Source organism: Polaromonas vacuolata, assembly GCF_012584515.1.
Classification (GTDB): Bacteria; Pseudomonadota; Gammaproteobacteria; order Burkholderiales; family Burkholderiaceae_C; genus Polaromonas; species Polaromonas vacuolata.
This window is the reverse complement of sequence record NZ_CP051461.1, coordinates 391740-416829: the sequence shown is the minus strand read 5'-3', so window position 1 is coordinate 416829 and position 25090 is coordinate 391740. Positions and strand designations below refer to the sequence as shown.

Annotated in this window: 23 protein-coding genes; 6 read left to right on the top strand and 17 right to left on the bottom strand. The window is 54.0% G+C overall.

Annotation, left to right across the window (positions count from 1 at the left end):
- Positions 1-106 precede the first annotated feature (106 nt).
- The 15 genes from flgL to flgB form a co-directional block, all read right to left on the bottom strand.
- A complete protein-coding gene (gene flgL, locus HC248_RS02065) occupies positions 107-1327 on the bottom strand; it encodes a flagellar hook-associated protein FlgL (RefSeq protein ID WP_168921059.1) in 1221 nt (406 codons plus the stop codon).
- A gap of 20 nt (positions 1328-1347) precedes the next feature.
- The gene (flgK, locus tag HC248_RS02060; protein WP_168921058.1) at positions 1348-3330 is read right to left on the bottom strand and encodes a flagellar hook-associated protein FlgK; all 1983 of its coding nucleotides are present in this window, start codon (positions 3328-3330) and stop codon (positions 1348-1350) included.
- Between the two features lie 154 nt (positions 3331-3484).
- Positions 3485-5053, bottom strand: coding sequence for a methyl-accepting chemotaxis protein (locus HC248_RS02055; RefSeq protein WP_168921057.1), 1569 nt, complete (start codon positions 5051-5053; stop codon positions 3485-3487).
- 405 nt (positions 5054-5458) lie between these two features.
- Positions 5459-5935: a chemotaxis protein CheW gene (locus tag HC248_RS02050; RefSeq protein ID WP_168921056.1), complete on the bottom strand. Its 477-nt coding sequence runs from the start codon at positions 5933-5935 to the stop codon at positions 5459-5461.
- Positions 5936-5977: 42 nt separating this feature from the next.
- A complete protein-coding gene (locus tag HC248_RS02045; protein WP_168921055.1) occupies positions 5978-7684 on the bottom strand; it encodes a methyl-accepting chemotaxis protein in 1707 nt (568 codons plus the stop codon).
- A gap of 216 nt (positions 7685-7900) precedes the next feature.
- On the bottom strand, positions 7901-9613 hold the full coding sequence (locus tag HC248_RS17775; RefSeq protein WP_168921054.1) for a methyl-accepting chemotaxis protein: 1713 nt from the start codon (positions 9611-9613) through the stop codon (positions 7901-7903).
- A gap of 383 nt (positions 9614-9996) precedes the next feature.
- Positions 9997-11073 carry a flagellar assembly peptidoglycan hydrolase FlgJ gene (gene flgJ, locus HC248_RS02035; RefSeq protein WP_202882401.1) on the bottom strand — a complete coding sequence of 359 codons (1077 nt, stop codon included), beginning with the start codon at positions 11071-11073 and terminating at the stop codon, positions 9997-9999.
- Positions 11074-11091: 18 nt separating this feature from the next.
- Entirely contained in the window at positions 11092-12234 is a 1143-nt protein-coding gene (locus tag HC248_RS02030; RefSeq protein WP_272953645.1) for a flagellar basal body P-ring protein FlgI, read from the bottom strand.
- Positions 12235-12236: 2 nt separating this feature from the next.
- A complete protein-coding gene (locus HC248_RS02025; protein ID WP_168921053.1) occupies positions 12237-12947 on the bottom strand; it encodes a flagellar basal body L-ring protein FlgH in 711 nt (236 codons plus the stop codon).
- Positions 12947-13729 (bottom strand): flagellar basal-body rod protein FlgG, encoded by a 783-nt coding sequence (gene flgG, locus HC248_RS02020; RefSeq protein WP_168921052.1) that lies wholly within the window; start codon positions 13727-13729, stop codon positions 12947-12949. The genes HC248_RS02025 and flgG overlap by 1 nt, the downstream gene beginning before the upstream one ends.
- Positions 13730-13832: 103 nt before the next feature.
- On the bottom strand, positions 13833-14576 hold the full coding sequence (gene flgF / locus HC248_RS02015; RefSeq protein ID WP_168921051.1) for a flagellar basal-body rod protein FlgF: 744 nt from the start codon (positions 14574-14576) through the stop codon (positions 13833-13835).
- 30 nt (positions 14577-14606) lie between these two features.
- Positions 14607-15905, bottom strand: coding sequence for a flagellar hook protein FlgE (flgE, locus tag HC248_RS02010; protein ID WP_168921050.1), 1299 nt, complete (start codon positions 15903-15905; stop codon positions 14607-14609).
- A 102-nt stretch (positions 15906-16007) separates the two neighbouring features.
- The gene (locus HC248_RS02005; RefSeq protein WP_168921049.1) at positions 16008-16673 is read right to left on the bottom strand and encodes a flagellar hook assembly protein FlgD; all 666 of its coding nucleotides are present in this window, start codon (positions 16671-16673) and stop codon (positions 16008-16010) included.
- Between the two features lie 59 nt (positions 16674-16732).
- On the bottom strand, positions 16733-17149 hold the full coding sequence (gene flgC, locus HC248_RS02000) for a flagellar basal body rod protein FlgC (protein ID WP_168921048.1): 417 nt from the start codon (positions 17147-17149) through the stop codon (positions 16733-16735).
- Between the two features lie 24 nt (positions 17150-17173).
- Entirely contained in the window at positions 17174-17581 is a 408-nt protein-coding gene (flgB, locus tag HC248_RS01995) for a flagellar basal body rod protein FlgB (protein ID WP_168921047.1), read from the bottom strand.
- A gap of 343 nt (positions 17582-17924) precedes the next feature.
- On the opposite strand from flgB, the gene flgA reads away from it, so the two are divergent.
- From flgA to HC248_RS01980, 3 genes are all read left to right on the top strand, one after another.
- Entirely contained in the window at positions 17925-18632 is a 708-nt protein-coding gene (gene flgA / locus HC248_RS01990; RefSeq protein WP_168921046.1) for a flagellar basal body P-ring formation chaperone FlgA, read from the top strand.
- 144 nt (positions 18633-18776) lie between these two features.
- Positions 18777-19067 carry a flagellar biosynthesis anti-sigma factor FlgM gene (gene flgM, locus HC248_RS01985; RefSeq protein WP_168921045.1) on the top strand — a complete coding sequence of 97 codons (291 nt, stop codon included), beginning with the start codon at positions 18777-18779 and terminating at the stop codon, positions 19065-19067.
- Positions 19064-19519, top strand: coding sequence for a flagella synthesis protein FlgN (locus tag HC248_RS01980; RefSeq protein WP_168921044.1), 456 nt, complete (start codon positions 19064-19066; stop codon positions 19517-19519). The genes flgM and HC248_RS01980 overlap by 4 nt, the downstream gene beginning before the upstream one ends.
- Before the next feature lie 105 nt (positions 19520-19624).
- Here the strand turns inward: HC248_RS01980 and HC248_RS01975 are convergent, their stop codons facing one another.
- Positions 19625-20767 carry an ABC transporter substrate-binding protein gene (locus HC248_RS01975; RefSeq protein WP_168921043.1) on the bottom strand — a complete coding sequence of 381 codons (1143 nt, stop codon included), beginning with the start codon at positions 20765-20767 and terminating at the stop codon, positions 19625-19627.
- Positions 20768-21022: 255 nt separating this feature from the next.
- On the opposite strand from HC248_RS01975, the gene HC248_RS01970 reads away from it, so the two are divergent.
- The 3 genes from HC248_RS01970 to HC248_RS01960 are packed head-to-tail and all read left to right on the top strand — an operon-like array spanning position 21023 to position 24679.
- Complete coding sequence (locus HC248_RS01970) at positions 21023-23134, top strand: molybdopterin-containing oxidoreductase family protein (RefSeq protein ID WP_168921042.1); 2112 nt, start codon at positions 21023-21025, stop codon at positions 23132-23134.
- Positions 23131-24336: an aminopeptidase gene (locus HC248_RS01965; protein ID WP_168921041.1), complete on the top strand. Its 1206-nt coding sequence runs from the start codon at positions 23131-23133 to the stop codon at positions 24334-24336. Before HC248_RS01970 ends, HC248_RS01965 begins: the two co-directional genes overlap by 4 nt.
- 10 nt (positions 24337-24346) lie before the next feature.
- Positions 24347-24679: a polyhydroxyalkanoic acid system family protein gene (locus HC248_RS01960; protein WP_168921040.1), complete on the top strand. Its 333-nt coding sequence runs from the start codon at positions 24347-24349 to the stop codon at positions 24677-24679.
- Positions 24680-24834: 155 nt separating this feature from the next.
- Here HC248_RS01960 and HC248_RS01955 read toward each other — a convergent pair whose 3' ends face one another.
- Positions 24835-25089 (bottom strand): acyl-CoA-binding protein, encoded by a 255-nt coding sequence (locus HC248_RS01955; RefSeq protein ID WP_168921039.1) that lies wholly within the window; start codon positions 25087-25089, stop codon positions 24835-24837.
- Position 25090: the final 1 nt, after the last annotated feature.

Sequence of the window (25090 nt, the reverse complement as noted above, 5' to 3'; positions counted from 1 at the left end):
AAGTCAAAGTCAAAGTCAAAGTCAAAGTCAAGTGCTCTGAGCGCTGAACATAAAGCGCCAGCCTTAAACGCTTTAGTTCGCCTTAGACCTGCGCCGAAAAAAAAAGTTATAGGTAGTTAAACAGCGAAATGTTTTGGATTTTCACAAACGTTTGCTGACTCGCTTGCAGCGCTGTCTGGCGCTGGTAGAACTCAGAAATCGCAGTGGCGTAATCCAAGTCTTGAATGCTCGAGAGATAGCTTTTGTTGGCCAGCGTACGGCTGTCGCCCGAGACACTTAGTGCATCGAGTTCTTGCAGCCTAGAGCCGACAGATGCGCGCACGGTGGACACCGTGTCAGCAGCATTGACGACTTTGCGATTCGCCGTACTCAGTGCATTGAGCAAATTCGCTTGAGCGGGTGCACCCAAGCCTTCGGTTGGTTTATTCAATGCCGTGATCACGTCACGGATAGACGAGAAAATATCCGCACCAGCGTTTTGCGCTTGCTTGACGTTTAAGCTGTCACCGTCAGCTGGCGTGCCAGTGAGCTTGATGTTTACGCCGCCAAAATTAATCGTTTGGCCAGGAACAAACGGCGTTGCAGTCGTCACAACTTCCGAAGGCGTGGCAATTGTGCTGACAGTGTAAGAAGCCGGTGATGAAGAAAAATTGATAGCGAAATCTTTACCAAAATTTTTATCTCCGCGATCCGTGACAGAGAGCTGAGAAAAAACGACGCTACCCTTATTCGTGTCTGGCGAGGCGCTGACATAACCCGCACCGCCTTGAACTGACTGAAATATGCTGCGCCCGTCATCCGTGCTGGAGAGTTGACGCGACACATCAACTTGCAACAAGCGCTGACCTTGGTCGCCGGCATAGGTGACACTGCCATCGGCTTGAGAGACAAAGGGCGGACTGCCACTTTTAAAGCCCGCGAACAAAAACTGCCCGTTGCCGTCATCCGCATTCGCCAAGCCTTGTAATTGGGCTAAATTGCTTTGCAGCACAGTGGCAATCGAGGCGCGATCAGCATCACTCAAAGTGCCGTTGCCGGCCTGCACGATAGACTGTCGCACGTTGTCGAGCACCGAGGTCACACTTTGCAGCGTGGTCTCTTCTAGCGTCAGTGTCTGCGTCGCTTGGCCGCGACTGGTGGCGTATTGGGTGTTTAAAGCAATCGCCTGCGACACGGCCAACGCGCGGGTAGCACCCAGTGGGTCATCTGATGGCGCAAGAATTTTGCTGCCAGTACCCAGTTGTGTTTGCACCTTGAGCAAGTTGCCTTGCTGCACGCCAATTGTGGCTCGGCTTTGTTCGTAAAAAGATGAGGTACTCACGCGCATAACTGTCTCCTAAACGGCGCTTAACGGATTGCCAATATGGCGTCAAAAATAGTAGCTGCGGTCTGTATGACCTTGGCATTGGCCTGATACATTTGCTGAAACATCAACAGGTTGGCGGTTTCTTCGTCTTGATTCACACCGGCGACTGACTGCTGTGACGAGCGCACCTGAGCCGTCAAGCTAGTCTGCGCAGCGTTTGCAATTTCGACTTGGCGCGCCTTGTTACCGACCACACTAACCAACTGACCGTAGGCACCGCTAAAGCTCGCGGTTGAACCCGCTATGGTGTTTTTATTTTGCAGCGCGCCTAACAGCAAGGCGTTGCTGCCGTCGGACACGCCACCGGTATTTTTAGCAATCGTGAAAGTGTCGCCATTCGCGGGTGTGCCGGCGATGGTGAAGTTAATACCGTTAAAAGATATGCTGGCGCCAGCCTTGTAATCGACAGCTGCACCGGCCGCATAAGTGGTCGCGGCCGTGCCATCAGCGGGTGTGACAGTGACCGCAGCATCGGCTGGAAAACCGGTGAGTTGAGCGCTCGTGCTGCTAAAACTCAAAGTGACTTTTGTAAAATTCGGTGCAGCCAAAATGTATTTGGCATCCACCTTAACCGCACTGATTAAACCGCTGCCCTGATTACCCACACTGTTGTCCGTCACGACTGGCGTAGCGGCGGCGATTTTTGCCGGGTCGCTAATGAGTACGGCGAAGTCGCGCGCACCAGTGCGTGTGGGTTGGATTAAAAACGAATCCCCGCTGTTGCCCGTGCCGCTAGGTATCTCCAGCGTAACGCCGTCAAAGGTCAAAGTTGGTTTGCCTGCAGCGGAGGTACCGGGCGTCGTGGAGATGACTTTGTTGTCTGTCAGTTGCGTCAAGGTATAGGTGGGACCCGTGCCAGTCGACGCACCTACATCTAAGCGATAGTCACTGGTGCTCAATTTACTGGTGTCAGAAAAGCTGGCCGTCACACTTAAGTTACCCGTGTTGCGGCCGTTAGCGATCACCGCTGGCGTGGCTTGGGTAAAAAAATCTTTACCCAATTTACCGTTCAAATCAAGGCCTAAATTTTGCTGTGAATTAAAGCTGTCCGACAACGCAATAGCAATTCGACCGAGTGCATTTTGCGAACTCGCCAGCGCTTCATTGCGAAACTGCAACAGCCCGCCAAGCGAGCCGCCCGTGATCGTACTGTCTTGCAATTCGTTAACCGTACCAGCGACAGTAACCACGCCGACAGCGGTGCGACTTGGATCGGCTGAGGACTTCACTGCCGCCAGCGTTGTCGCATTACTGCCCAACACCAAGGACTGGCCGTTGCCGATAAAGACGTTGTATTGACCACCGTCTTGCACCACCAATTTCGTCGACACTAGTTTGCCCAACTCGCTCACTAGCTGGTCGCGCTGGTCGAGCAAATCGTTAGGTGCTTGTCCAGAGCCACTAAATTTGCTGACTTGCTGGTTTAGGCTGGCAATTTGTTGCGCGAAGGTATTGATCTGTTCGACGCTGCCTACGACCTGGGCATTGATATTCGATTCGATGTCAGTCAAGAACCGATCGGTGGCGCGAAACTGGTTAGTCACGGCCTGCGCGCCACTGACTAACTGCTGGCGCGCGGCCGGGTCTGCCGGTGTGTTGGCCACGGCCTGAACGCTGGTGAACAGGTTTTGAATTTGCGGTGATAAACCAGCGCTTTGATTCGCCAACAGATTGTCGATCTGACCAATCTGGGTCGCGTAAGTCGTCAGCGACTGATTCAGTGACTGCGCTTGGTTGAGCTGGTTATTGAGAAATTGGTCGTAGCTACGGCTAACACCCGTCACGCGCACGCCAGTACCGATGAAGCCGGCACCGCTATCAACCGCTAAGCTGGACGCGACTTGAACCGCTTGGCGGCTATAACCAGGCGTGTTGACATTAGCCGTGTTGTGAGCGGTGGTCACCAGCGCAGACTGGGCGGAATTGAGACCACTCAAGCCGGTATAAAACAAGCTGTTCGACATAAAACCTCTGACTCCTAAGCTAAAAAATATCGCCGTAGCACCTGAAAATTCTGTGCCTTCAAACTACTTATTCATTAACGGCAAATTGTGTAGAAACTTTAGCCCAAAGTGCGGCACCCGCTCTGCTTGAACTGAGGCGAAAACACCGCTTAGATCAAGCGCTGCTAGACGAGCGATCGGCTAATTTGAATTGGTCTACCAATTGCAATAGACCGCTGGCTTGCTCTTGCAGCGAAGCCGAGGCGGCAGCAGCTTGCTCAACCAAGGCCGCGTTTTGCTGGGTCACCAGATCCATTTGCGTAATCGCTTGGTTAACCTGCTCAATGCCGCTGCTTTGCTCTTGGCTGGCGCTGACTATGCCGGTCATGATGCCGCTGACTTGGCCTGAACTAGAGACAATCTCGTCCATGGTTTTACCCGCCTCTAGCGCCTGTCGGCTGCCCTCTTCCACACTGGCAACTGATGCATCGATCAAGACCTTGATTTCTTTGGCCGCTGTAGCCGAGCGCTGCGCCAAGCTTCTGACCTCACCCGCGACCACCGCAAAGCCGCGGCCCTGCTCACCGGCACGCGCCGCTTCGACTGCGGCGTTCAGTGCAAGTATGTTGGTCTGAAAAGCAATGCTGTCTATCACGCCAATGATGTCGACAATTTTTCGAGATGACGCGCTGATAGAGCTCATGGTCACAACCACTTGCGAGACCACAGCACCGCCGCGCTGGGCGACGCTGGAATTGGTCGCCGCAAAGCTATTGGCCTGCCTAGCGTTATCAGCGTTTTGTTTAACGGTGGTGGTCAGCTGCTCCATGCTGGCGGCGGTTTCTTCTAAGGCGCTGGCTTGCTGTTCGGTGCGCGAAGACAAGTCTTGATTTCCAGCGGCAATCTCACCAGACGCGGTACGAATCGTATCGGTGCTCAGCCGCACATCGCCAACCAGTCGAGACAGACTGTCATTCATGGTTTGAAGGGCTTGCATTAGCTGACCAATTTCGTCATTGCTGTGCGCAGAAAAACGGCTACTTAAATCGCCAGACGCGACGGATTGGGCAACCGACAGCGCTTTCTTTAAAGGCCGGGTAATGCTGCGCGTGAGAGCGAGGGCAGTCGCGCAAGCGAGCAACAATGCCAGTAGGCTAAGCGCTGCGACCAACTTAAAGCTGCGCTCGTTAGAGGTGTCAATCGCGTTCTCCAGCCTATCAATGGTTTCTCGCTCTAATGACAGCAGCGTTAAAACGCGAGATTCATAGTCCTTGGCGGTCGGTGCAAATGACTCGGCGTACAAGCGATCGGCTTCTACAGAATTACCACTCAACCTAGCGGCCATCACCGCCACTTTGGCGGCTTGGTATTTTTTGCGCACATCGACTATGGCTTGGTATAACGCTTTTTCCTGCTCAGAGCTCAGCAGCACCTCAATCTTTTTGATGTACTCGGTACTTTGAACCACACTGGCGGAGATCTCTGGTGCGAAGCTAGTGGACAAAGAAGCGTCGTTACTTTTGGCAATCAAAGAAGTCCGCACCACTGCCGAATACAACAGCAAATACCAGTCGGCGACGAGTCGCTCTTTAGCCAGCGGCACTTGCATCATTCGGTGCATGGTTCGGGTGCTGGCGCGCAAGTCAAGCAGAGCAAAACTAGTCGCCGTTGCCGAGAGCAACAACACCAGTGCAAAGCCCAGCGCAAGTCGCTGTCCTATGCGCAGCTTCATCAAAAAATTCATCAAACAATCCTTGGGTTAAAAAAATAAGTCGCTACCGACCGTTTTGGTCAGATAAAAAAAGTCTCGTATTTTGAAATTGGTTTTCAAACCTATGCGAAGTGCGCGCGGCATCCCCCACAGCACTGCTTACCGGCAGAAGGTTTGGTCTACGAGTAGAGATATAAATCACAGTTTTCAAACCAAATCGAAAACCGAAAAAGGGATCTGGCAAAGGTTTTTTTAGGCGTCAATGACTATTGCAGTCATTACGAACTGTACGTAGCACTACTTTTCGCACGGCTAAGCAATGCACGCTTTTAAGCCGCAATGCAGTTGCGTCGTCCAGCATTTACCAGCGCCGAAAAACTTAAACTACAACCTAAACCACAGACCAACCATAGCGATCCAAACGGTTTAGATTTTTCGTCAAGCCGCCAACTTATCGACCAAGCCCATCTCAGCACTCGTCATCAGCCGGTCTATATCAACCAAAATCAACATTCGTTCATCGATTGTGCCCAGACCTATCAGGTATTGAATATCCAGCGCAGCGCCCATTTCTGGGGCCGGTTTGACTTGCTCTGGCGTGAGGCTGATGACGTCTGAGACGCTGTCGACAACTATGCCCATCACGCGGGTCGCGAGATTGAGAATAATGACCACGGTGAACTGATCGTAGGTTGGCTCACCCAAATTAAATTTAATCCGCATGTCAATAATCGGCACTATGATGCCGCGCAAATTGACCACGCCTTTAATGTGTTCTGGCGCGTTAGCGATGCGGGTGACGGTGTCGTAGCCACGCAGCTCCTGCACCTTTTGTATGTCTATGCCGTACTCTTCTTGGCCTAGCGTGAAGGCGAGAAATTCATGCGGTTGGTCGTGCGTGTTTTCGTTGCTCATTTTTTATCCTCTTTGAATCATTGGTTTATCGACGAGAAAAACTTAAAAGGTTTCCCAATCACCGTCTGCTGCGACAGCAGGTTTAGCCAGCCGACTTTTGGGCGCAGCAATACCGGCTCTAGAAGGCGGCGGCTGTACGGGTGGCGCTGGTTTTTTAGGTGCTGAATGGGTGTAGCGTGGCGGCGCGTAATGCTGCACTGAGGCGGCATTAATTTTAAATACGCTCACTACTTGCAACAGGCTGTCGGCCTGCTCTTGCAGCGATGCGGCAGCCGCTGCGGCTTGCTCAACCAAAGCCGCGTTTTGCTGCGTGACTTGATCCATCTGAGAGATGGTCTGATTGATCTGCGCGATGCCGGTGTTTTGCTCTTGGCTAGCCGCAGAAATTTCGGCCATGATGTCGGTCACGCGTTGCACGCTTTGAACGATTTCATTCATGGTGTTGCCGGCCTCAGCGACTTGTTTACTGCCTTCTTCGACTTTATCGACCGAGTCGCCAATCAGTATTTTAATTTCTTTGGCCGCGGCTGCCGAGCGCTGCGCCAAGGATCTCACTTCGGCCGCAACCACCGCAAAACCACGGCCTTGCTCACCCGCTCTTGCCGCTTCCACCGCCGCATTCAGCGCCAAAATATTGGTCTGAAATGCGATGCCGTCAATCACGCCAATGATGTCGACAATCTTGCGCGAGGAAACATTAATCGCACCCATGGTGCCGACGACTTGTGAGACTACGTCACCGCCACGCACCGCCACACTAGACGCTGAGGTGGCGAGCTGATTAGCCTGTCTGGCGTTTTCTGCGTTTTGCTTGACGGTGCTGGTGAGCTCTTCCATAGACGCGGCGGTTTCTTCCAGCGAGCTCGCTTGCTGCTCAGTACGCGATGACAAGTCTTGGTTACCCGCAGCGATTTGACCTGACGCTGTGGCAATCGTGTCGGTGCCGCTGCGCACTTCGCCCACTAGGGCGGCGAGCTTGTCGTTCATGTCTTTTAACGCCCGCATAAGCTGGCCGATCTCGTCTTTGGCGGCGCTAGCGATGTCAGAGGTCAGGTCACCGTCGGCGACGCGCTGCGCCACTGCGACAGCTTGAACCAGAGGCCGGGTTATGCTGCGCGCAATCACTAAAGTGATCAGCGAACTGAAGGCAATAGACAGGGCGGTAATCAGCAGGATCAACATCCGTGTCTGCGTGGCTTGTTTTAAGGATGACGCACCAGAGTCTGTCATCAACTGGTTTTGTAAATCAATAAGTTGATCCAACGCCGCAATGTACTTATCTTGAATCGCTTTTGTACTACCCAGCAGCATAGTGATGGCTTCATCTCTTCTGCCTTCTTTAAGCAGTGCCACAAACTCCGCCTTACTGGTGAGAAAAAGTGTCCGCGCAGCGTGCACCTCTTGCATTAGCGCTTTGCCTTTAACCGAGGTCACTGTTTTATCCAGCCCATCCAGCGCGATGTCGATGTTGCGACTGGCTTCATCAATATGCGTATACATCTTGCTAATTTCATCACTGTCACGCAGCAAGACTAAATTGCGCATTTTGAACGTCACGTCATTGAGCTCATCCTTCGCGTTATGTGCCATTACCGTTTTAGGAAAACGATCGCTATTGGTCAGTGTGATGTCTTCAGTCAGTTCATTTAACTGAACGTAGGCGAGTGCAGCAATGATGACAAGTAGCGCAATCACTGCGCCAAAACCCAGCATAAGTCGCGGGCCAATTTTTAAGTTTTGGATATTCATTTTTTATTATTTTCTGATTCGAGGTTATGTAGTTATTGTTTGAAAATCGGTTTTATAAAACTTTTTACTTTTTACTTTTTACTTTTTACTTTTTACTTTTTACTTTTTACTTTTTACTTTTTACTTTTTACTTTTTTTTGATTTGATAGTTTTTCGTCGCTACAGGCGCTTTGCCGCAAAGCCTTGGCGCGGCCTGTCGCTAATGTTGGGCGTAGCTTAAAAAGTTTCCCAATCGTTATTCGCCGTAACAGGTGAAGTGGCGAGCTGCTTTTTTAATGGCGCTGCAATTCCATCTCTGGCCGCCGGTGGCTGCGTCGGTGCTGCGGGCACTGTGGAGCTGCGGGCAGCAGACGCCGACTGATGTTTATAGCCAGCGTTTTTATCGGCTGGCTGATCGTTGATTTTGAATACAGACACAAGCTGTGACAGCGCTTCGGCTTCGCTTTGCAGCGAGGCCGCAGCAGCCGCCGCCTGCTCGACCAGAGCGGCGTTTTGCTGCGTGACTTGGTCCATCTGCGAGATGGCTTGATTAACTTGCCCTATGCCCTCGGTTTGCTCTTGGCTGGCAGCAGAAATCTCAGCCATGATGTCGGTCACGCGCTTGGCGCTGTCGACAATTTCATTCATCGTTAAGCCGGCTTCAGCGACTTGGCGTCCACCTTCTTCAACGCTTTCGACTGATGCACCAATCAAGGTTTTAATCTCCTTAGCCGCGGCTGCAGAGCGCTGCGCGAGAGAGCGCACTTCGGCAGCAACCACGGCAAAACCGCGGCCTTGTTCGCCCGCTCTTGCCGCTTCTACCGCTGCGTTAAGCGCCAGTATGTTGGTCTGAAATGCGATGCCATCAATCACGCCGATGATGTCAACAATCTTGCGGGAAGAAGTATTGATGGCGCTCATAGTGCCAACTACTTGTGCGACCACCGTGCCGCCACGCACCGCAGCGCTGGATGCAGCCGCTGCGAGCTGATTGGCTTGCTGCGCATTTTCTGCATTTTGCTTGACGGTAGAAGTGAGCTCTTCCATAGACGCTGCAGTTTCTTCTAACGAGCTGGCTTGCTGCTCGGTACGCGAGGACAAATCTTGATTACCAGCGGCGATTTCAGCGGATGCGGTCGCAATATTGTCAGTGCCTTGACGCACCTGACCGACTATGCCTGACAGACCACTTTGCATGGCAGTAAGCGAGACCAGCAACGCAGAAATTTCGTCATTGCCATGCAAGCGTATAGGTCGGCTCAGGTCACCGTCAGTCACGGCCTTAGTCGCTTCAAGCGCAGCTTTCAAGGCGCGCGAGATACCGCGTATCAAGGCCAGACCACACAGTAACGCAAACAGCACACCGGCAACAACAGCCAAAGTAGCGGCTGCGCGCAGATTTTTAAATTGCGTTTGCGCCGACTCATACTCAGATTTAGCCACTGACATTTGCAGTTTGGATAACGCCACGACGCCCTCGCGCACAGGCATAAACAGTGGCGGCATGGTTTGTGTCACCAGTTGCCGGGCGCGCTCAAAATTACTCCCACGCAGCGCCGCGACGGCAAGGGATGAGCCCTCTTGACGATAGCGAATGTAGTCGAGTGTGAATTTTTTGGTCAGCAAACTTTCTTGCGCTGTGAGAGTTTTACGCTGCAAGTCATCCAATAAATTATTCACGCGCAAAACATTCGCGCCGATTCGGTCCGCATTTTTGCTGGCGTCTGCCAGTTCCACCAAACTCTCGCCCAACACCAGCTGGTTGCTCAACAGCAAAGAATCTATCTCGGCCAATTGGCCGAGTGCGACGGTGCGATCTTCATAAACCGTGCGCAAGGATTCATTCGACTGGTGGATGCCGTAAAGACCTACGCCGCCGATAAGCACTAGCAGTGCCGACAAACTCAAAATCAGCAGCATCAAACGGGTAGAGATTTTCAAATGACTCATGCCTTAGCTCCAAACGTGTGGGACTGGTGAGTCGCTTGTCTGAGGGCTTGGCTTGGCGTCATTAAGACGTCAGTTTTTGGTTCTGGTGATGCATTCATTGGTATTTCTTCACGTGGGTAGAAAAAACACTCGCAAACCGATAAAGGCCTACGGGCATGGACAAAAACTTTGCGCTTGAAAAATCAACCCGGCCAAGCGCCAAGCAAACTTTTTGCAACTGTCTGTCCATGCTTTACGGCACATAAGTTCAATTACTTAAATATTTTTAAACCAAACCGTTAATAGGCGGCTTTAACGCTGACCGAGACCAGCAGTCAAGCGCACTTAATGCGCACAGTCAATCGACTACGCCGCTATTGGCGCTATGACAAGATGGCGCTAGATCAACTCATTTGCTGCATGATGCGCACCAACTTGCCGCCATAGGCCGGATCGGTCGCATAACCGGCGCGTTGCAGGCCGTGCGCAGCTTGCTCCGCATCTCTGGTCGCCAACACATTGGCGTAGCGCGGGTTGCTGGTGAGAAATTTGGCGTAGTCAGCAAAGCCTTCTTCATAAGAGGCGTAAGCGCGAAAGCTGGCTCGGGTTTTTTGCGCCACACCGCCTACGTATTCGGTGGTGCTGGTTTCAACCACCGCGCCTTTCCAACTTTTATCGGCCTTGATACCAAACAGGTTAAAGCTTTGGCTACCGTCGTCAGCACGTGGCTCGCGTTTGCCCCAACCGGACTCCAACGCAGCTTGGGCCATGATGAGTTGCGGCGGCACGCCGGTGGCCTGACTGGCACGTTGAGCGGCCGGCAACATACGCGCAACAAACTGGTCTACTGTGCCAGTCGGCGAGCTGCGCGGCTTGCTGGCCGGGTCTGCGCCGGTCTGATAGAAGGACAAATCGACTGCATTAACAACTGGCTGGTTGGCTGGCGGCGATTGCGCTGACGGCGACGACAACGGAACTGGCACCGTCAGTGGAAGCGGGAAAAGACTGCCAGACGACGCATGAATCTGCAGTCCTTTGGCCTGTGGCAACAGCAAAGCGGGCCCGCTACTGCTGTTGAACAAGGGCATGGGTAGCGCCACATCTGGCGGCGGCTGGCTGACCGCCGTGCCGCCGGCACCGACGGTGCGATTGAGTTGGGTAAACATCGCCTCGGCCAAGCCAAGACCGCGGCCCGAAAGGTTTTGCGCCATTTGCTGGTCCAGCATGGCGGTATAGGTTTTACTCTGCTGGCTGCTGAGCATGCCGTCAGACGGCGTAGCGTCGCGCATGCTTTTGAGCACCATTTGCATAAACATCACCTCGAACTGCTTGGAGGCCTGCTTCATGCCTTCTTGGGGCGAATTTCTCACCGTGCGGCGCAGCGCATCAACGCCTTGCACGTCAAACGACAGTGCTTGATCCAGCGCGCCGGCTGCGGCGTTGGTTGGGTTGATGGGTTTAGGAAAGCCGGAGCTGCTCATGACTGGTCTTTGCTGTGGTTAGATGATTTCTAGTTCAGCGCGCAGTGCGCCTATGGCTTTCATGGCCTGCAAAATAGAGACTAAATCCTGTGGATTTGCGCCCAAGGCATTGAGTCCCTTGACAACATCGGCCAGCGAAGCGCCGCCGCGCACCACTTGCAGCGCGCTGCCTTCTTGGCTGATCTCTATCTGCGTGACCGGCGCCACCACGGTTTGACCGCCGGCTAAGGCATTTGGCTGGCTAATCACCGGTTGAGTCTTGATGACTACGGTCAAGTTGCCGTGGGCCACGGCGCAGTCTTCTACGCGTACCGCTTGGTTCATCACCACCGAGCCAGTACGGGCGTTAATCACCACCTTGGCCACGGCTTTAGAAGGTGTGACGTCTATGCTTTCAATGCCCGCTAAAAATGCGACTTTTTCCTGCGCGTTTTCCGGCGCATTGATGGAGATCACACGGCCATCTAACGCACTGGCTGTGCCAGCACCATAAAAATCATTGATTGCAGTGACGGTTTTTTGCGCCGTGCCAAAGTCAGATTGATTGAGCTCTAAGAGCAGCGTTCCATTCGCCGCGATAGGCGAGAGCACGGCACGCTCGACGATCGCGCCAGCCGGAATCCGGCCTGCACTGAGTTGGTTAATCTTGACCGAACTACCACCTGCAGAAGCACCCGCCCCGCCAATCACCATATTGCCTTGAGCCAGCGCATAGACTTGGCCGTCCGCACCTTTGAGCGGCGTCATCAACAACGTGCCGCCACGCAAACTCTTGGCATTGCCCAGTGAGGACACCGTAATGTCTATGGTCTGGCCGGGCCGCGCAAACGGCGGCAAAGTCGCCGTGACCATCACCGAGGCCACGTTTTTAAGCTGCATATTGGTGCCGGGCGGTAAAGTCACGCCGAGCTGGCTGAGCATATTCGTCAGCGACTGTATGGTGAAAGGGGTTTGCTGGGTCTGATCCCCGCTGCCGTCCAAGCCCACAACCAAACCGTAGCCAATTAAAGGGTTGTCGCGCACCCCCTGAAAACTACCCAACTGCTTGATGCGCTCGGCCTGCGCCGGTAGCGCAGCCAAAAGCAAAGCTAGCGCGGCAGAAGAAATCACCAACTGCAGTGGACGGCCAAGGCATGGGCGAAGAAAACTATTTTTAAACATACTCAAAACGGTGCGACATTGAGGAAAAAGCGCTGCAACCAGCCCATGTTTTGAACTTCGTCGATATAGCCTTTAGAGCTGTACTCGATGCGGGCATCGGCCACCAGGGTCGATGGCACGGTATTGTTTGAACCCACAGTGCGCGGATTGACGACACCGGAAAAGCGTATGAATTCAGTGCCTTGGTTAATCAGCATTTGCTTTTCACCGCTGACTGACAAATTACCGTTGAGCAGCACTTCCACCACCGTGACAGTGATCACTCCGTTAAAGGTGTTGGCAGCATTAGCGCCGCCTTTAGCGCTGAGGGAATTTTTGCCGCTAGCGTCTAGGCTTAAGTCACCTAACAAGCCACGCATCACGCCTGGCACGACGCCTAAGTTAGATGCCGCACTGGTGGTGCGGCTGGCGTTGCTGCCTGAATTTTTAGTCGCGTTAACGCTCTCACTCACCAGCACCGTGAGGATGTCGCCGATGCGGCGCGGCCGCCGGTCTTCGAACAGCGCTTGCGTGCCATAGCCGTGGCTGTAGATAGCGCCGTTGATAGGCGCATCCGGGGCTGTCTGCACCGTCTGGCGAGCCGTCATTGGTTGAGCCACCAAAGGTTGACGCGGTATTTGGGCGCAGCCCGTCATGAGCAGCGCCAAGAAAAGACCTAAATAACGCACGCCCGTCGATGCGGCCAATGAATTGAACACACTCACAAAGGCCATTACAGCTGCGCCAATCGGGCCAGCATCTGGTCCGAGGTCTGCACCGCTTTGCTGTTGATCTCATAGGCGCGCTGGGTTTGAATCATGTTCACAAGTTCCTCAACCACATTGACGTTAGACGCCTCGACATAACCTTGGTTAAGAACGCCAGCGCCGTTCTGGCCGGGCGCAGTTTGCGTCGCAGCACCTGACGAGTCTGTCTCTGTGTAGAGATTTTCACCGTTGCTTTGCAAGCCGGCAGGATTCAAAAAAGTGTTCAGCTGTATCTGCCCAACCTGCACACTGGCCGTGTTGCCGGCCTGGGTCACAGACACCGTGCCATCACGCCCCACCGTCAAGCTGGTGGCGTTTTGCGGAATCGTGATGGCCGGCTGCACTGGGTAGCCGCTGGCGGTCACCAACTGACCGGCCTGATCGGTCTGGAAGGAGCCGTCGCGGGTATAAGACGACGTGCCGTCCGGCATCAAGACTTGGAAAAAGCCCAGGCCGTTAATCGCCACATCCTTGGGGTTATCGGTCTTGACCGGGTTGCCCTGCGAGTGGATGCGTTCGGTAGCCACTACCCTGACACCCGTGCCGACTTGCAGACCGGACGGCATGCGGGTTTGGTCCGAGGTCTGACCGCCGCTTTGGCGCAGGTTTTGGTAGAGCAAGTCTTCAAACACGGCGCGGCTGCGTTTGAAGCCGGTAGTGCCAACGTTGGCGAGGTTGTTGGCGACCACGTCGAGCTGGGTTTGCTGAGCGTCTAAGCCGGTTTTGGCAATGGAGAGCGAGCGCATCATAGTGTGGGCCTTGAGTATCTGAAATTGGGGTAGGGACAGGAATAGAGAGACGGCTAGAGACCAGCTGATGCGTGAAGAAAACGCATTCCACAGCCAATGCCGCTTAGCTAGTCGAGAGCAGCCGATTGGCTTGTTGGTCGTTCGTTTCTGCGGTTTGTATGGTTTTCATCTGCATCTCATAAAGCCTGGCGTTGGTAATCATCTGAACCATGACTTCTACCGAATTGACATTGCTGCCTTCTAAGGTGCCGACGCTCAGCCGGACCGCAGGATCGACCTGCGCTGGCGCGGCATCGGGCTTGGTGCGAAACAAACCATCTTCACCGCGCAGCAAATCGGCGCGCGCTGGATTGACCAGTTTGAGGCGACCGACTTCTGCACCACCGACCGCACCACCGTTGGGGTCGAACGCCGTAATCAAGCCATCGCCGGCAACCACTAGCTTAGAGCCGGGCGGCACCACCACCGGGCCCGCATTGCCTAGCACTGGATATGAGTCCAGCGTCATCAACTGGCCTTCAGCGCCGACTTGAAGATTTCCTACCCGGGTATAGGCTTCAGCGCCGCCCGGCAGCTGCACCGCAAGCCAGCCGTCACCTTTGACGGCAACATCAAGCGGGCGACCGGTCTGTGTCATCACGCCGGGCGAGAAGTCAGCACCAGGCGTGGTAGCGACCACCATGGCGCGGGTGACGGGCTGATCGCCCACTACAGGCACGGCACGAAAGTTATTGATCTGCGCTTTGAAGCCGGCAGTCGAGACGTTGGCCATGTTATTGGCGACTGAGGCTTGTTGCTCCATGGCCTGCTTGGCGCCACTCATGGCTGTGTAAATCATGCGGTCCATGGATTCTCCTGCGTAAAGTTTTAAAAGTCTTTAACGAATATTGATCAAGGTTTGCAGCACCTGATCTTGCGTCTTGACGGTTTGCGCATTGGCTTGGTAAGTGCGCTGCGCGATCACCAAATTAACCAGCTCTGAGGTCAAGTCAACGTTAGAGCCTTCTAACGAGCCCGAGCTGATAGAGCCCGACTTGGTGCCAGCGCCGGGCACCACCGTCAAAGGCTGGCCGGAAGACGGCGACTGAGACCAAGAGTTACCACCTTTGGAGATCAATCCATTGGGATTAGCAAACGATGACACCACAACTTGACCCAACAACTTGGTTTGCTCGTTGGAATATTTGCCTTGAATCTTGCCATCAACACCAATGGCGAAAGACGTTAACTGACCGGATGTAAAGCCGTTTTGCGTGAGTGCTTTGACATCGTTGGTGGTGCCGAACTGAGTGGTGCCGGCGATGGTGATGTCGGTAGTTAATGCGGCTGCACCGTTTCCAAAGTCAAGGCCGGTGATGTTGAAGGTACTGGTTGGGGAGACGGCGCCGCCAGTGGGCGTCACGCTTTTCAACGTACCGTTGGTATTGAATACCAGCGTGGCTGAAACCTCACTGTTAGCTGTTGCTGGCGGCGGCGACGGCGGCGGCGGCGTGCTATTGATTTCACCGGCAGAATTTAACGGATAGCCGTCAGCAGTAACGTAAACATTCCAGCCATTCTCAACGTTTGCATCTTTCGCAAAAAAGGTCGATAGCTCGTGTGAGTTGCCCAGTGAATCAAACACCGTGAGTGAATTGGCGTAGTTATAAGAGTTGGAATTATTCGCGTCGAACGCCGTGACCGTCGGCGTCACTGAGCGCGAATCGATATTGAACTGGGCTGTGACTGTGCTGGTCGGGTTTGGCGCTATGGCGGCAGTCGGTATAACCAAGGCCTTGGGCGCACCACCAGAAATTCCACCGGTGGCATCGACCGCAAAACCAGTCAGCCGACTGCCGCCAGCATTCACGATAAAACCTTCTTTGTCAGCGTTGAACTGACCATTACGGGTAAAGGAAATCTCACCACTCGCGCTGGTGGTTCGAAAAAATCCGTCACCACCCACAATCGCCATGTCCAACGGTTTGGAACTGGTCTGAATTGAGCCGGCATTGAAATTCTGCGAAATGGTTGACACTTCGGTACCCAAGCCTATGGCAGAGCCTGCATAAACATCTGAGAACTGCGCGGTGCCAGACTTAAAACCAATCGTTCCAGAGTTGGAAATATTGTTACCAATCACGTCGAGATTACTAGCTGCGGCGGTCAAGCCACTAACGCCTTGTGCGAAACCCATGATGCATCCTTTGAAAATTCAAAATAAAAATATCCGGGCTACGCGCAGGCTCAAATGCCCCACTCTGTTCTGCCCTGCCCCGCCGCAGTTTGCGGACGCTGTTTAAAAAATCTGTTTTATCTCGCTCAAGCTAGACAAACGGCTGTCGCTGAGATGGACTGTCACGCCGCTGCCGCCCTGCGAGACACTGAGCACACTGGCATAAGTCAGCGGGCTGGCGACTATCTGCGCGCCGGCAGCGCTGGCGGCAACGTTAAAGCTGTAAGCGCCAGCGGCGGCTTGCGTGCCGTTGTCAGTCAGACCATCCCATGAAACGGTTTTCACACCCGGCGGCAAAGCCCCCAAGTCAATGCTGCGAATGCTGGTACCAGTCGAATCCGTGATCGAGACTTTGACGCTATCGGCCGAACTCGGCAGGCTGACAGCGAACGCTGTGCTTTCGCCAGTCGCCATATTCAGTGAGCTGCCTGGCGCGAGCACTTGGCGACCAATCATGGCCGCCGACTGCAGCACTTGGCCAGAGCCGCTCTGGGCGATCAAGGATGCGAACGCAGCGTTAAGTTTTTCAATGCCGCTGACCGTACTCAGTTGTGCGAGCTGCGAGGTCAGCTGCGCGTTATCCAGCGGGTTAAGCGGATCTTGATTGTTGAGCTGTGTCACCAGCAGCTTTAAAAATCGCTGCTCTGTGTCGCTGCCAGCCTTGCCGGTGGTGCTCGAAACGCCTAGTGCAGCATTGGTGTCGGTCGAGCTGATTGCGCTGGTAGCCATGGAAATTTACCTCAGAATTTTTGTATTTAGGAGAGTCAAGAGCGCGCGAGTTGATAGGCTTACTGGCCCAACGTGAGCGTTTTGAGCATCATGGTTTTGGCAGTGTTGAGCACTTCAACATTGGCTTGGTAAGAACGCGAAGCTGAGATCATGTTGACCATCTCCTCGACCACATTGACGTTAGACGTGCTGACGTAACCCTCGGCGTTGGCCAACGGATTCTTAGGGTCATGCACCAAATGCATAGGCGATTGATCCTCTATCACCCTGGCAACTCTCACACCGCCTATCGGTTGACCAGGAGCGCTGGCCATTTCAAAAACCACTTGGCGTGCGCGGTAAGGCGTGCCGTCCGGCCCGGCCACGCTGTTAGCGTTGGCCATATTGCTGGCAGTCACGTTCATGCGCTGGGATTGGGCGGTCAAGGCCGAACCGGCGATATTGAAAATTCCCATTGAGCTGTTGTTAATCGGCATAGTTTTGATTCCCTGTTCGCTGGTTTATTGAGCGGCCGCTAGCAAGGACTTAATCTTCGCGCCGAGTATGCTTAAGTTGGCCTCGTAATGCATGGCGTTGTCGGCGAAGTTCACGCGCTCGGCGTCCATCTCAACCGTGTTGCCGTCTATGCTGGACTGGGAAGGTGTGCGGTACATAAGATCCGCTTCGCTCACACCCTGCGTCGTCGCTTGACCGGCAATATGGCGGTTAGAAGTCGTGGCCATCGCTACGGATGACTGGCGGCCGTTCGCGACGGCCTGCGCTAGGGTTGCTTTGAAATCAATGTCACGAGCTTTGTAGTTCGGCGTGTCGGCATGGGCAATATTGGTGGCGATGATTTCCTGACGTCTAGCCCGAAGATTGAGCGCTTCCGAGTTAAAGCGAAGCGCCGCGTCGAGCTTGTCTACCATGTCATTTCCACCTGTTTAAAAAGTTGGGCCCTCAAGGAAAGTCCCTTGAGCATTAAGTGTAGGCAGGGGGCGCGCCAGCAATCAGCGGAACAGATGGGGTTTCAAGGCCTTGTTCTGGCCTTGTTAAGCGCTTGCTTGACCTTTTTTTAAGCGGATCAAAGCGGCCCATCAAACCGCCACACAAGCCTCAAGACAGCGCATTTTTCAATTCGCCAAACAGCAAGCCTATAGCGCCTTAGTTCCGGCATTGCATCACGGGTGTGCTGTTTAAAATTTACCGGTTTAGCTGTCTGCGTGACACGTCAAGCAGATAGTTTTGAATAAAGGCAGGTGAATGAAGAGCATGAATACTTGGACCGCAGCGCTGGTTTTAAGCGCCAGCCTACTGGCCTTAGCCGGCGCGAGCAGCGCTAACGCCGGCACCAAACCAGCACCGCTAGCCGGTCATGCGCGGGCCGTCATCGATGCGTTTTTAGCCCCTCAATTGCTTGGCATGCCGGGCAAAACTAGCTTGAGGGTTGACACGCCGATCTCAGGCTCACCGCCTGAGTGCAGCGCGCTGGAAGCCTTTTTGCCTTCTGGTGCACGCTTATGGGGACGGCTATCGGTAGGTTTGCGCTGCCAAGGTGAGCCGCCCTGGACGCGCTACATACAGGCCTATGTATCTGTCACTGGCAACTACTACGCGGCGGCACGGCCGATTAGCGCTGGCCAAGCACTGACAGACGCGGACAGCGAATTACGCGAAGGTGATTTAACCAAACTGCCGGACAGTGTGGTGTTAGACCGAACGCTGCTTAAAGACGCCATCGCCAACTACTCCATTGCCTTGGGCTCGCCGCTGCGCAAGGAATTACTGCGCACACTGCCGCTGATCGTGCGCGGTCAAAACATTAAACTACTCACGCGCGGCCAAGGCTTTACGGTGAGCGTTGACGGCAAAGCCATGACGGATGCCGCCCTTGGCGCGACCGTTCAAGTCAAGATTGAAGGCGGCCAAGTACTGCGCGGCGTCGTCAGGAGCGATGGTGTTGTCGAGCGGCCAAACTAGCCGTGGAATAAATTTAATGCGCTGCACTCAAGTTTTTCACCAAGCTGCCGTTATAAGCACTAAGAGTCCTCAGCAATACTTTGGCAAAGCTGTAAATATTGGCAGTCTTTCAGCGAGTCCCTAAGGTCAATTGAAGTACACCACATGAAAATAGATCCTAAGATTAACCTTTTAAAGCCCGTATCCGAGGCCAGCGCACCGGCGTCCAACCGAGATGCGCTCGCGATCAAGCAGGCCGCAGCGCCAAGCGCTAGCTCAGTGCAACTGACTTCTGCGACGCCGCAGTTGCCATCCACGAATAGCGACTTCAACACCGCGCGAGTGGCCAAAATTCGCGAAGACATCAGCGCTGGACGTTACGAAGTGAATCCCGCAAAAATCGCAGATGGCCTGTTGGCCAGTGTGCGCGAGCTGCTCAGCAGCAAACCGCAATGAGCGACAACCTACTGACCTTGCTGCGCCGCGAACATGCGCAGATCAAGCAGTTCATCGACTTGCTCGAAGCCGAAGCTGAACAAATGACACAGGGACAATACTTGGGGTTGCAAGACTTGGCCGCGCAAAAATTAGTTCAAGCCGGCCTTATCGCCAGCACCAGTGCCGAGCGCAATGGGCTGCAACTCAAGCTAGGTTTTGCAGCCAACAGCCAAGGCGCGCAATCTGCGGCGGCTGGAAACGCAGCGCTGCAAAAAGCTTGGCAAGACCTTTTGGCTATCGCAGCGCAAGCGCATCAAAGCAACTACCGCAATGGCGTGATGATTCATACGCAGCTTGATTTCACGCGTGAAGCCATAGGTTTTCTGCAGGCGCGCGGACAGTCTTTGTATGGCGCGGATGGTACGCACAAAGCTTCCTCTGGCGGCGGCAAACCGTTGGCCGTGGGTTAAGTCAGAACTCTCAGCGACATAAATTAATGACCTAAACCGCGCTTAATCAAGACTGCACGGTTAAGCGCCAGTCATCCCGCATCCAACTCGCGCAGACAGGCTTACTCAAGTTCTCACCCAACGCGAATCACCGGTCAACATAGACAGTTCCACGAACTGCGACGCCACATGGTTTGTCGGCGAGAACGAGACCACAAACCCACCCAATAGCTGATGATCAATCGCTTCTAAGCCACTGATCAGACTTTCGCGACTGAGTTTTCCGCCCGCCGCTGCGTGCTTGAGTCCTTCAAGAAATACCCGGGCGGCAAGATAACCCTCCATGCTGGAGTAGTTGGGATTAATACTGTTACCCGCCAGTTTGACGGCGGCTAAAAACTCACGGGTAATGGGCCGCACCGGGTTGTAAGGTGATGGCATGACTTGCGAGACCATCACACCCAAACCATCTTTACCCAACTCTTCAGCCAGCGCCTGGGTGCCGACAAAAGACACGTTGTAAAAGCCGCCGCCAAAACCGCCATGGCGCGCCGCGCGTATAAACGCTGCGCAGGCCTTGTAAGCGCCGATTTGCACCACCGCATCCGGACCCGCTGCCAGCACGACTTTGACGGCTTTAGCCACATCAATTGAATTTCGCTCGACCGTAGCGGCGGCCACCGGTGTCAGCCCACGCTCGGACAAGGCCAGTTTCACGCCGTTCAAACCGGCCATGCCGTAAGAGTCATTTTGGTAGAACACCGCAATTCTTTTAAGACCTAGGCTGGTTAACTGCTTGACTATTTGCGCCGTCTCGTCGTTGTAAGAAGCGCGCAGATGAAAGGCGTAGCGGTTAAACGGAACACGCAAAGCCATGGCACCGGTAAATGGTGCGATAAACGGGACTCGGGCTTGCGTCGCTATTGGCAAGGCGGCCAAGCTTGTGGGCGTGCCGACATAACCGAACAAGGCAAACACATTTTCGTCAATGAGTTGACGCGTGTTGGCCGCACAGCGCTCGGGCTCGTAACCATCATCGAGGTGGCGAATTTCAACTTTTCTCCCGGCAACGCCGCCCTGAGCGTTAGCCTGGTCAAAACACATTTTTGCGCCACGGTGAAATTCAAGACCGAGCTCTGCCGCCGGCCCAGTGAATGCAGCCGACTGACCCAAAATGATTTTGCTGTCTGGCTGAGCGTTTGCTGGATTCAATCCAGCTAAAAGAATCGTGCCGCCAGCCACGGCAAAATTCCTTCGAGTGATTTTCATTGGTTTATTTTCCTAGGATGCGTAGAAAACGAACGCCATCAAGGTAACAAAAAAAATATGATTTACTAACAAACACACTAGTTTTATGAGTACACAAACGTAACCAAGCGTAAAGCCCATCAGACTTGCGCTGCTACGTCTCAAGTCAACACAATGCCAGCACATCGCGGCTAACATCAAAGCTTAAAAAGTCTCTTCAAAACCGCTTATTTGCGCCATCCGCGCGGCGGTTCGACGCAACCAGACCGCAAAAAAATGAGCCCCACCATTAGCATCGCCAGCGACCAGACCCACCAAACTCTGGGTGCTTGCCCGCATGACTGTCCAGATACCTGCTCCTTTGTGACCACGGTGCAAACCACTGCCGCAGGTAAGGTCGCGCTGCGGGTTCAAGGCAATCCGGACCACCCTCACACGGGCGGTGTTTTATGCGCCAAAGTTGCGCGCTACACCGAACGCAGCTACCACCCGGAACGTTTGCTGCAGCCACTCAAACGCATAGGCCCCAAAGGCAGTGGAAAATTTGAAACTGTGAGTTGGGAAGCTGCGCTTACAGACATTGCGGCACGCCTTAAAACCATTGCCGCGCGCAACCCAGAAGCGATATTGCCCTACAGCTATGCCGGCACCATGGGATTGATTCAGGCCGAAGCCATGGCCGGGAGATTTTTTAATCGCTTGGGCGCATCCCTGCTTGACCGCACTATTTGCTCTACCGCTGGCGGTGAAGGTTTTACCCAAACGCTGGGCGGCAAAGTCGGCATGCGGGTGGAGTTTTTTGCCGAATCCAAACTCATCATTATTTGGGGCAGCAATTCGATTGGCAGCAACTTACATTTCTGGCGCTATGTGCAGCAGGCCAAACGCGCGGGTGCAAAACTAATTTGTATTGATCCACGTAAAACCGAAACGGCAGAAAAATGCCACGAACACATCGCCCTGCTACCCGGCACAGATGCGGCGTTGGCGCTGGCCTTGATGCACGAGCTAATCATCCATGACTGGCTAGACCACGATTACATCGCCCAACACTGCATAGGCTGGCCAGAACTACGCGAACGCGCACTGACTTGGACGCCAGAGCGAGCCGCCGCGATTTGCGGAATCAAGGCAGAACAAATCAAAAATCTAGCCCACGATTACGGTCAGTGTTTTGTCAACGGCCAGCCGTCTGCGATTCGTCTGAACTACGGCATGCAACGGGTACGCGGCGGCGGCAATGCCGCGCGTGCCGTGGCTTGCTTACCCGCTTTGATTGGCGCTTGGAAGCACCGCGCTGGTGGCGTTTTACTGAGCAACTCCGGCGTTTTTCCAGTTGACCGTGCGGCGCTGCAAAGACCGGACTTACTCGCCGGTCGCCAGCCCCGCACACTCAATATGTCCACCATTGGCAATGATTTGATGCAGCCGACATCGGCCGAGTTTGGGCCGCGAATCGAAGCGTTAATTGTCTACAACTGCAACCCGGTTGCCGTAGCCCCGCAGTCCGGCATGGTGGTCCAGGGCTTTTCGCGTGAGGATGTTTTTTGCGTCGTGCTGGAGCAATTTCAAACCGATACCGCCGACTATGCTGACTACGTATTACCAGCGACTACGCAGATCGAGCACTGGGACATACACAGCGCTTACGGACACACTGACGCGCTGCTCAATCGCCCAGCCATAGAGCCGCTGGGTCTGGCTAAACCGAACACCCAAATCTTTCGCGAATTAGCCGCTCACATGGGTTTTGACGAGGCCTGCTTTTCTGACGATGACGAGACACTTTGCCGCGCCGCGTTTGGCGACAAAGTGAACTTCAATACTTTGCTTGAAAAAGGCTTTGCGACGATTGCGCTGCCCGATGCGCCGTTTGCACAGGGCGGCTTTCCAACCCCGTCTTCTAAGTGCGAATTCTTCAGCGCTAGACTGCAAGCCATGGGTTTAGACGGCTTGCCCGACCACCTACCAAACTACGAAACAGCGGGCTCATCAAGCGCCTATCCGCTAGCCATGATTTCACCGCCAGCGCGTAATTTTTTAAATTCAAGTTTTGTCAATGTCACCAGTCTGCGCAATATGGAGGGCGAGCCGGTGCTGGAAATTTCAGCACAAGACGCGAGCGCACGCGGCATTGAAACTGGGGCAGTTGTGACGGTGTTTAATGCGCGCGGCGAATACAGAGTCAAGGCCGAAGTCTCAGACAGAGCCAGACCTGGCGTGGTGGTGGGCTTGGGTATTTGGTGGCGGAAAATGGGTTTGAATGGCACGAACGTCAATCAACTCACGAGTCAAAATTTGACCGATTTAGGCCGTGGCCCGGTGTTCTACGATTGCTTGGTGGAAGTGAGCTTGTGGCCAATCCAAGCTCCTGCTACTAACCCATGAAACCCATCACAAGTGTGACAACAAACTGGCAGCGCGCCATAAAGTGGCCGCTAGTCGCTGCACTTTTGTATGCTTTGAGCGGCTGCACCAGCATGGGCTACTACTGGCAATCAGTCAGCGGTCATGTGCAAATGATGCGGGCGGCAAAGCCGGTTGATGACTGGCTGGCTGACACGCAAACACTGCCCGCCTTGAAAGATAAGCTGGCGCTGAGTCAGCGTTTACGCAGGTTTTCGGTGACCGAACTGCATCTGCCCGACAACCCCAGCTACACCCGCTATGCCGATTTGCAGCGCAGTGCAGTGGTCTGGAATGTGGTGGCTGCACCGGCTTACTCGCTGACGCTGAACACCTGGTGTTTTCCGGTTGCCGGCTGCGTCGGTTACCGCGGCTATTTTGATCAAGCACAGGCGCAAGCAGAAGGCGACAGGCTACGCGACCAAGGCCTTGAAGTCAGCGTTTATGGCGTGCCGGCTTACTCGACCCTGGGCTGGATGAACTGGGCCGGTGGCGACCCGCTGCTGAGCACTTTTATCAAACAGCCAGAAGGCGAGTTGGCGCGGCTAATCTTTCATGAACTCTCGCACCAAGTGCTCTACGTTAGCGGCGACACTATGTTTAACGAATCCTTTGCCACGGCCGTCGAGCGGCTGGGCAGCCAGCGCTGGTTAGCAACGCACGCCGATCAAGCGGCGCGCGATCAGTACGCGCTGTATGACAGCCGGCGTCAGGCAATCAAGGCATTGGCAAGTCAAACCAGGGCTGAGTTAAAACAGATTTATCAGCGAGATGAAGATGCGATAAAAAATCCATCGACAGCGACTAGCGATCGCATGGCTAAAGAAAAAGCCCAAGCAATGTTGCAACTAAGCCAGCGCTACGCAGTGCTCAAAGAATCTTGGGGCGGCTATACCGGCTACGACGGCTGGATGGCACGTGCCAACAATGCCAGCTTAGGTGCGCAAGCCGCCTATGATGAGTTGGTACCGGGTTTTGAAGCCTTGTTCGCCCGCGAAGGCGGCGACTGGCAGCGCTTTTTCGCAGCCGTGCGTAAACTCTCCGAACTTAGTCGAGACCAGCGCCGTATCGCGCTGGGCAGCAGCGCAGAAAAATCTACCCCTCTCGCTAACCATAGCCTGAACAATCACAACCAGACCAGCACAAACAACCCACAAGTTGCCTTTGTTGCTGGTCAAAACTAAGAAAGTAGCAATGCCAGATATCAATATTCAACGCGAACACGGCATGAGCTTGGCGCAGGCGCGTCAAGCGGCCAACAAATGGACGACACAGGCTGAACAAAAGTTCGGCCTTAGCTGCGTCTACACCACTGGTCAGGACAGTGACGAAGTGACTTTTAACCGCGCCGGCATCACCGGCACACTCAACATCACGCCCGACCTGTTTGAACTCAGCGCCAAACTAGGCTTTTTGTTTGGCGCTTTCAAGGAAAAAATTGAAGACGAGATCAGCAAAAATCTCGACACGCTGATTGCCAAAATGCAAGCGGAAAACGGCACGCATGCGGCCACTGCCAAGCTCTAAAAAAACTGCACTGCGCGCCAACAACTAAACCCAAGTGGTCTTTGTCCAAAGACCACTTACTGAGCGCTAAACCTTAGCAGCAAGCACTAGCGATAAGTATTGAAAAATAAGGATTAGCGCCAAACGCAAGCGTAAATACCGCTGGCGATACGGGATCAGCTCAGCTCAGAAATCTGGTCTATGTATTGCTGCATAGCAGCTTCTTGCGACGTGCCTTTAAGCCGAGTCCAAGCATCCCACTTGGCGCGCGCCACCATATCTGAAAAACTCGGTTTGGCGTCGTCGTTATCGCCTTGGCTGCCTTGTTTGTAGAACGCATAAAGCTTGAGTAGCGTCGCGTTATCTGGGCGCTCGCTGAGGTCTTTTGAATCAATCAAGGCTTGATCAAAGGCGGCTTTAAGTTCTGACATG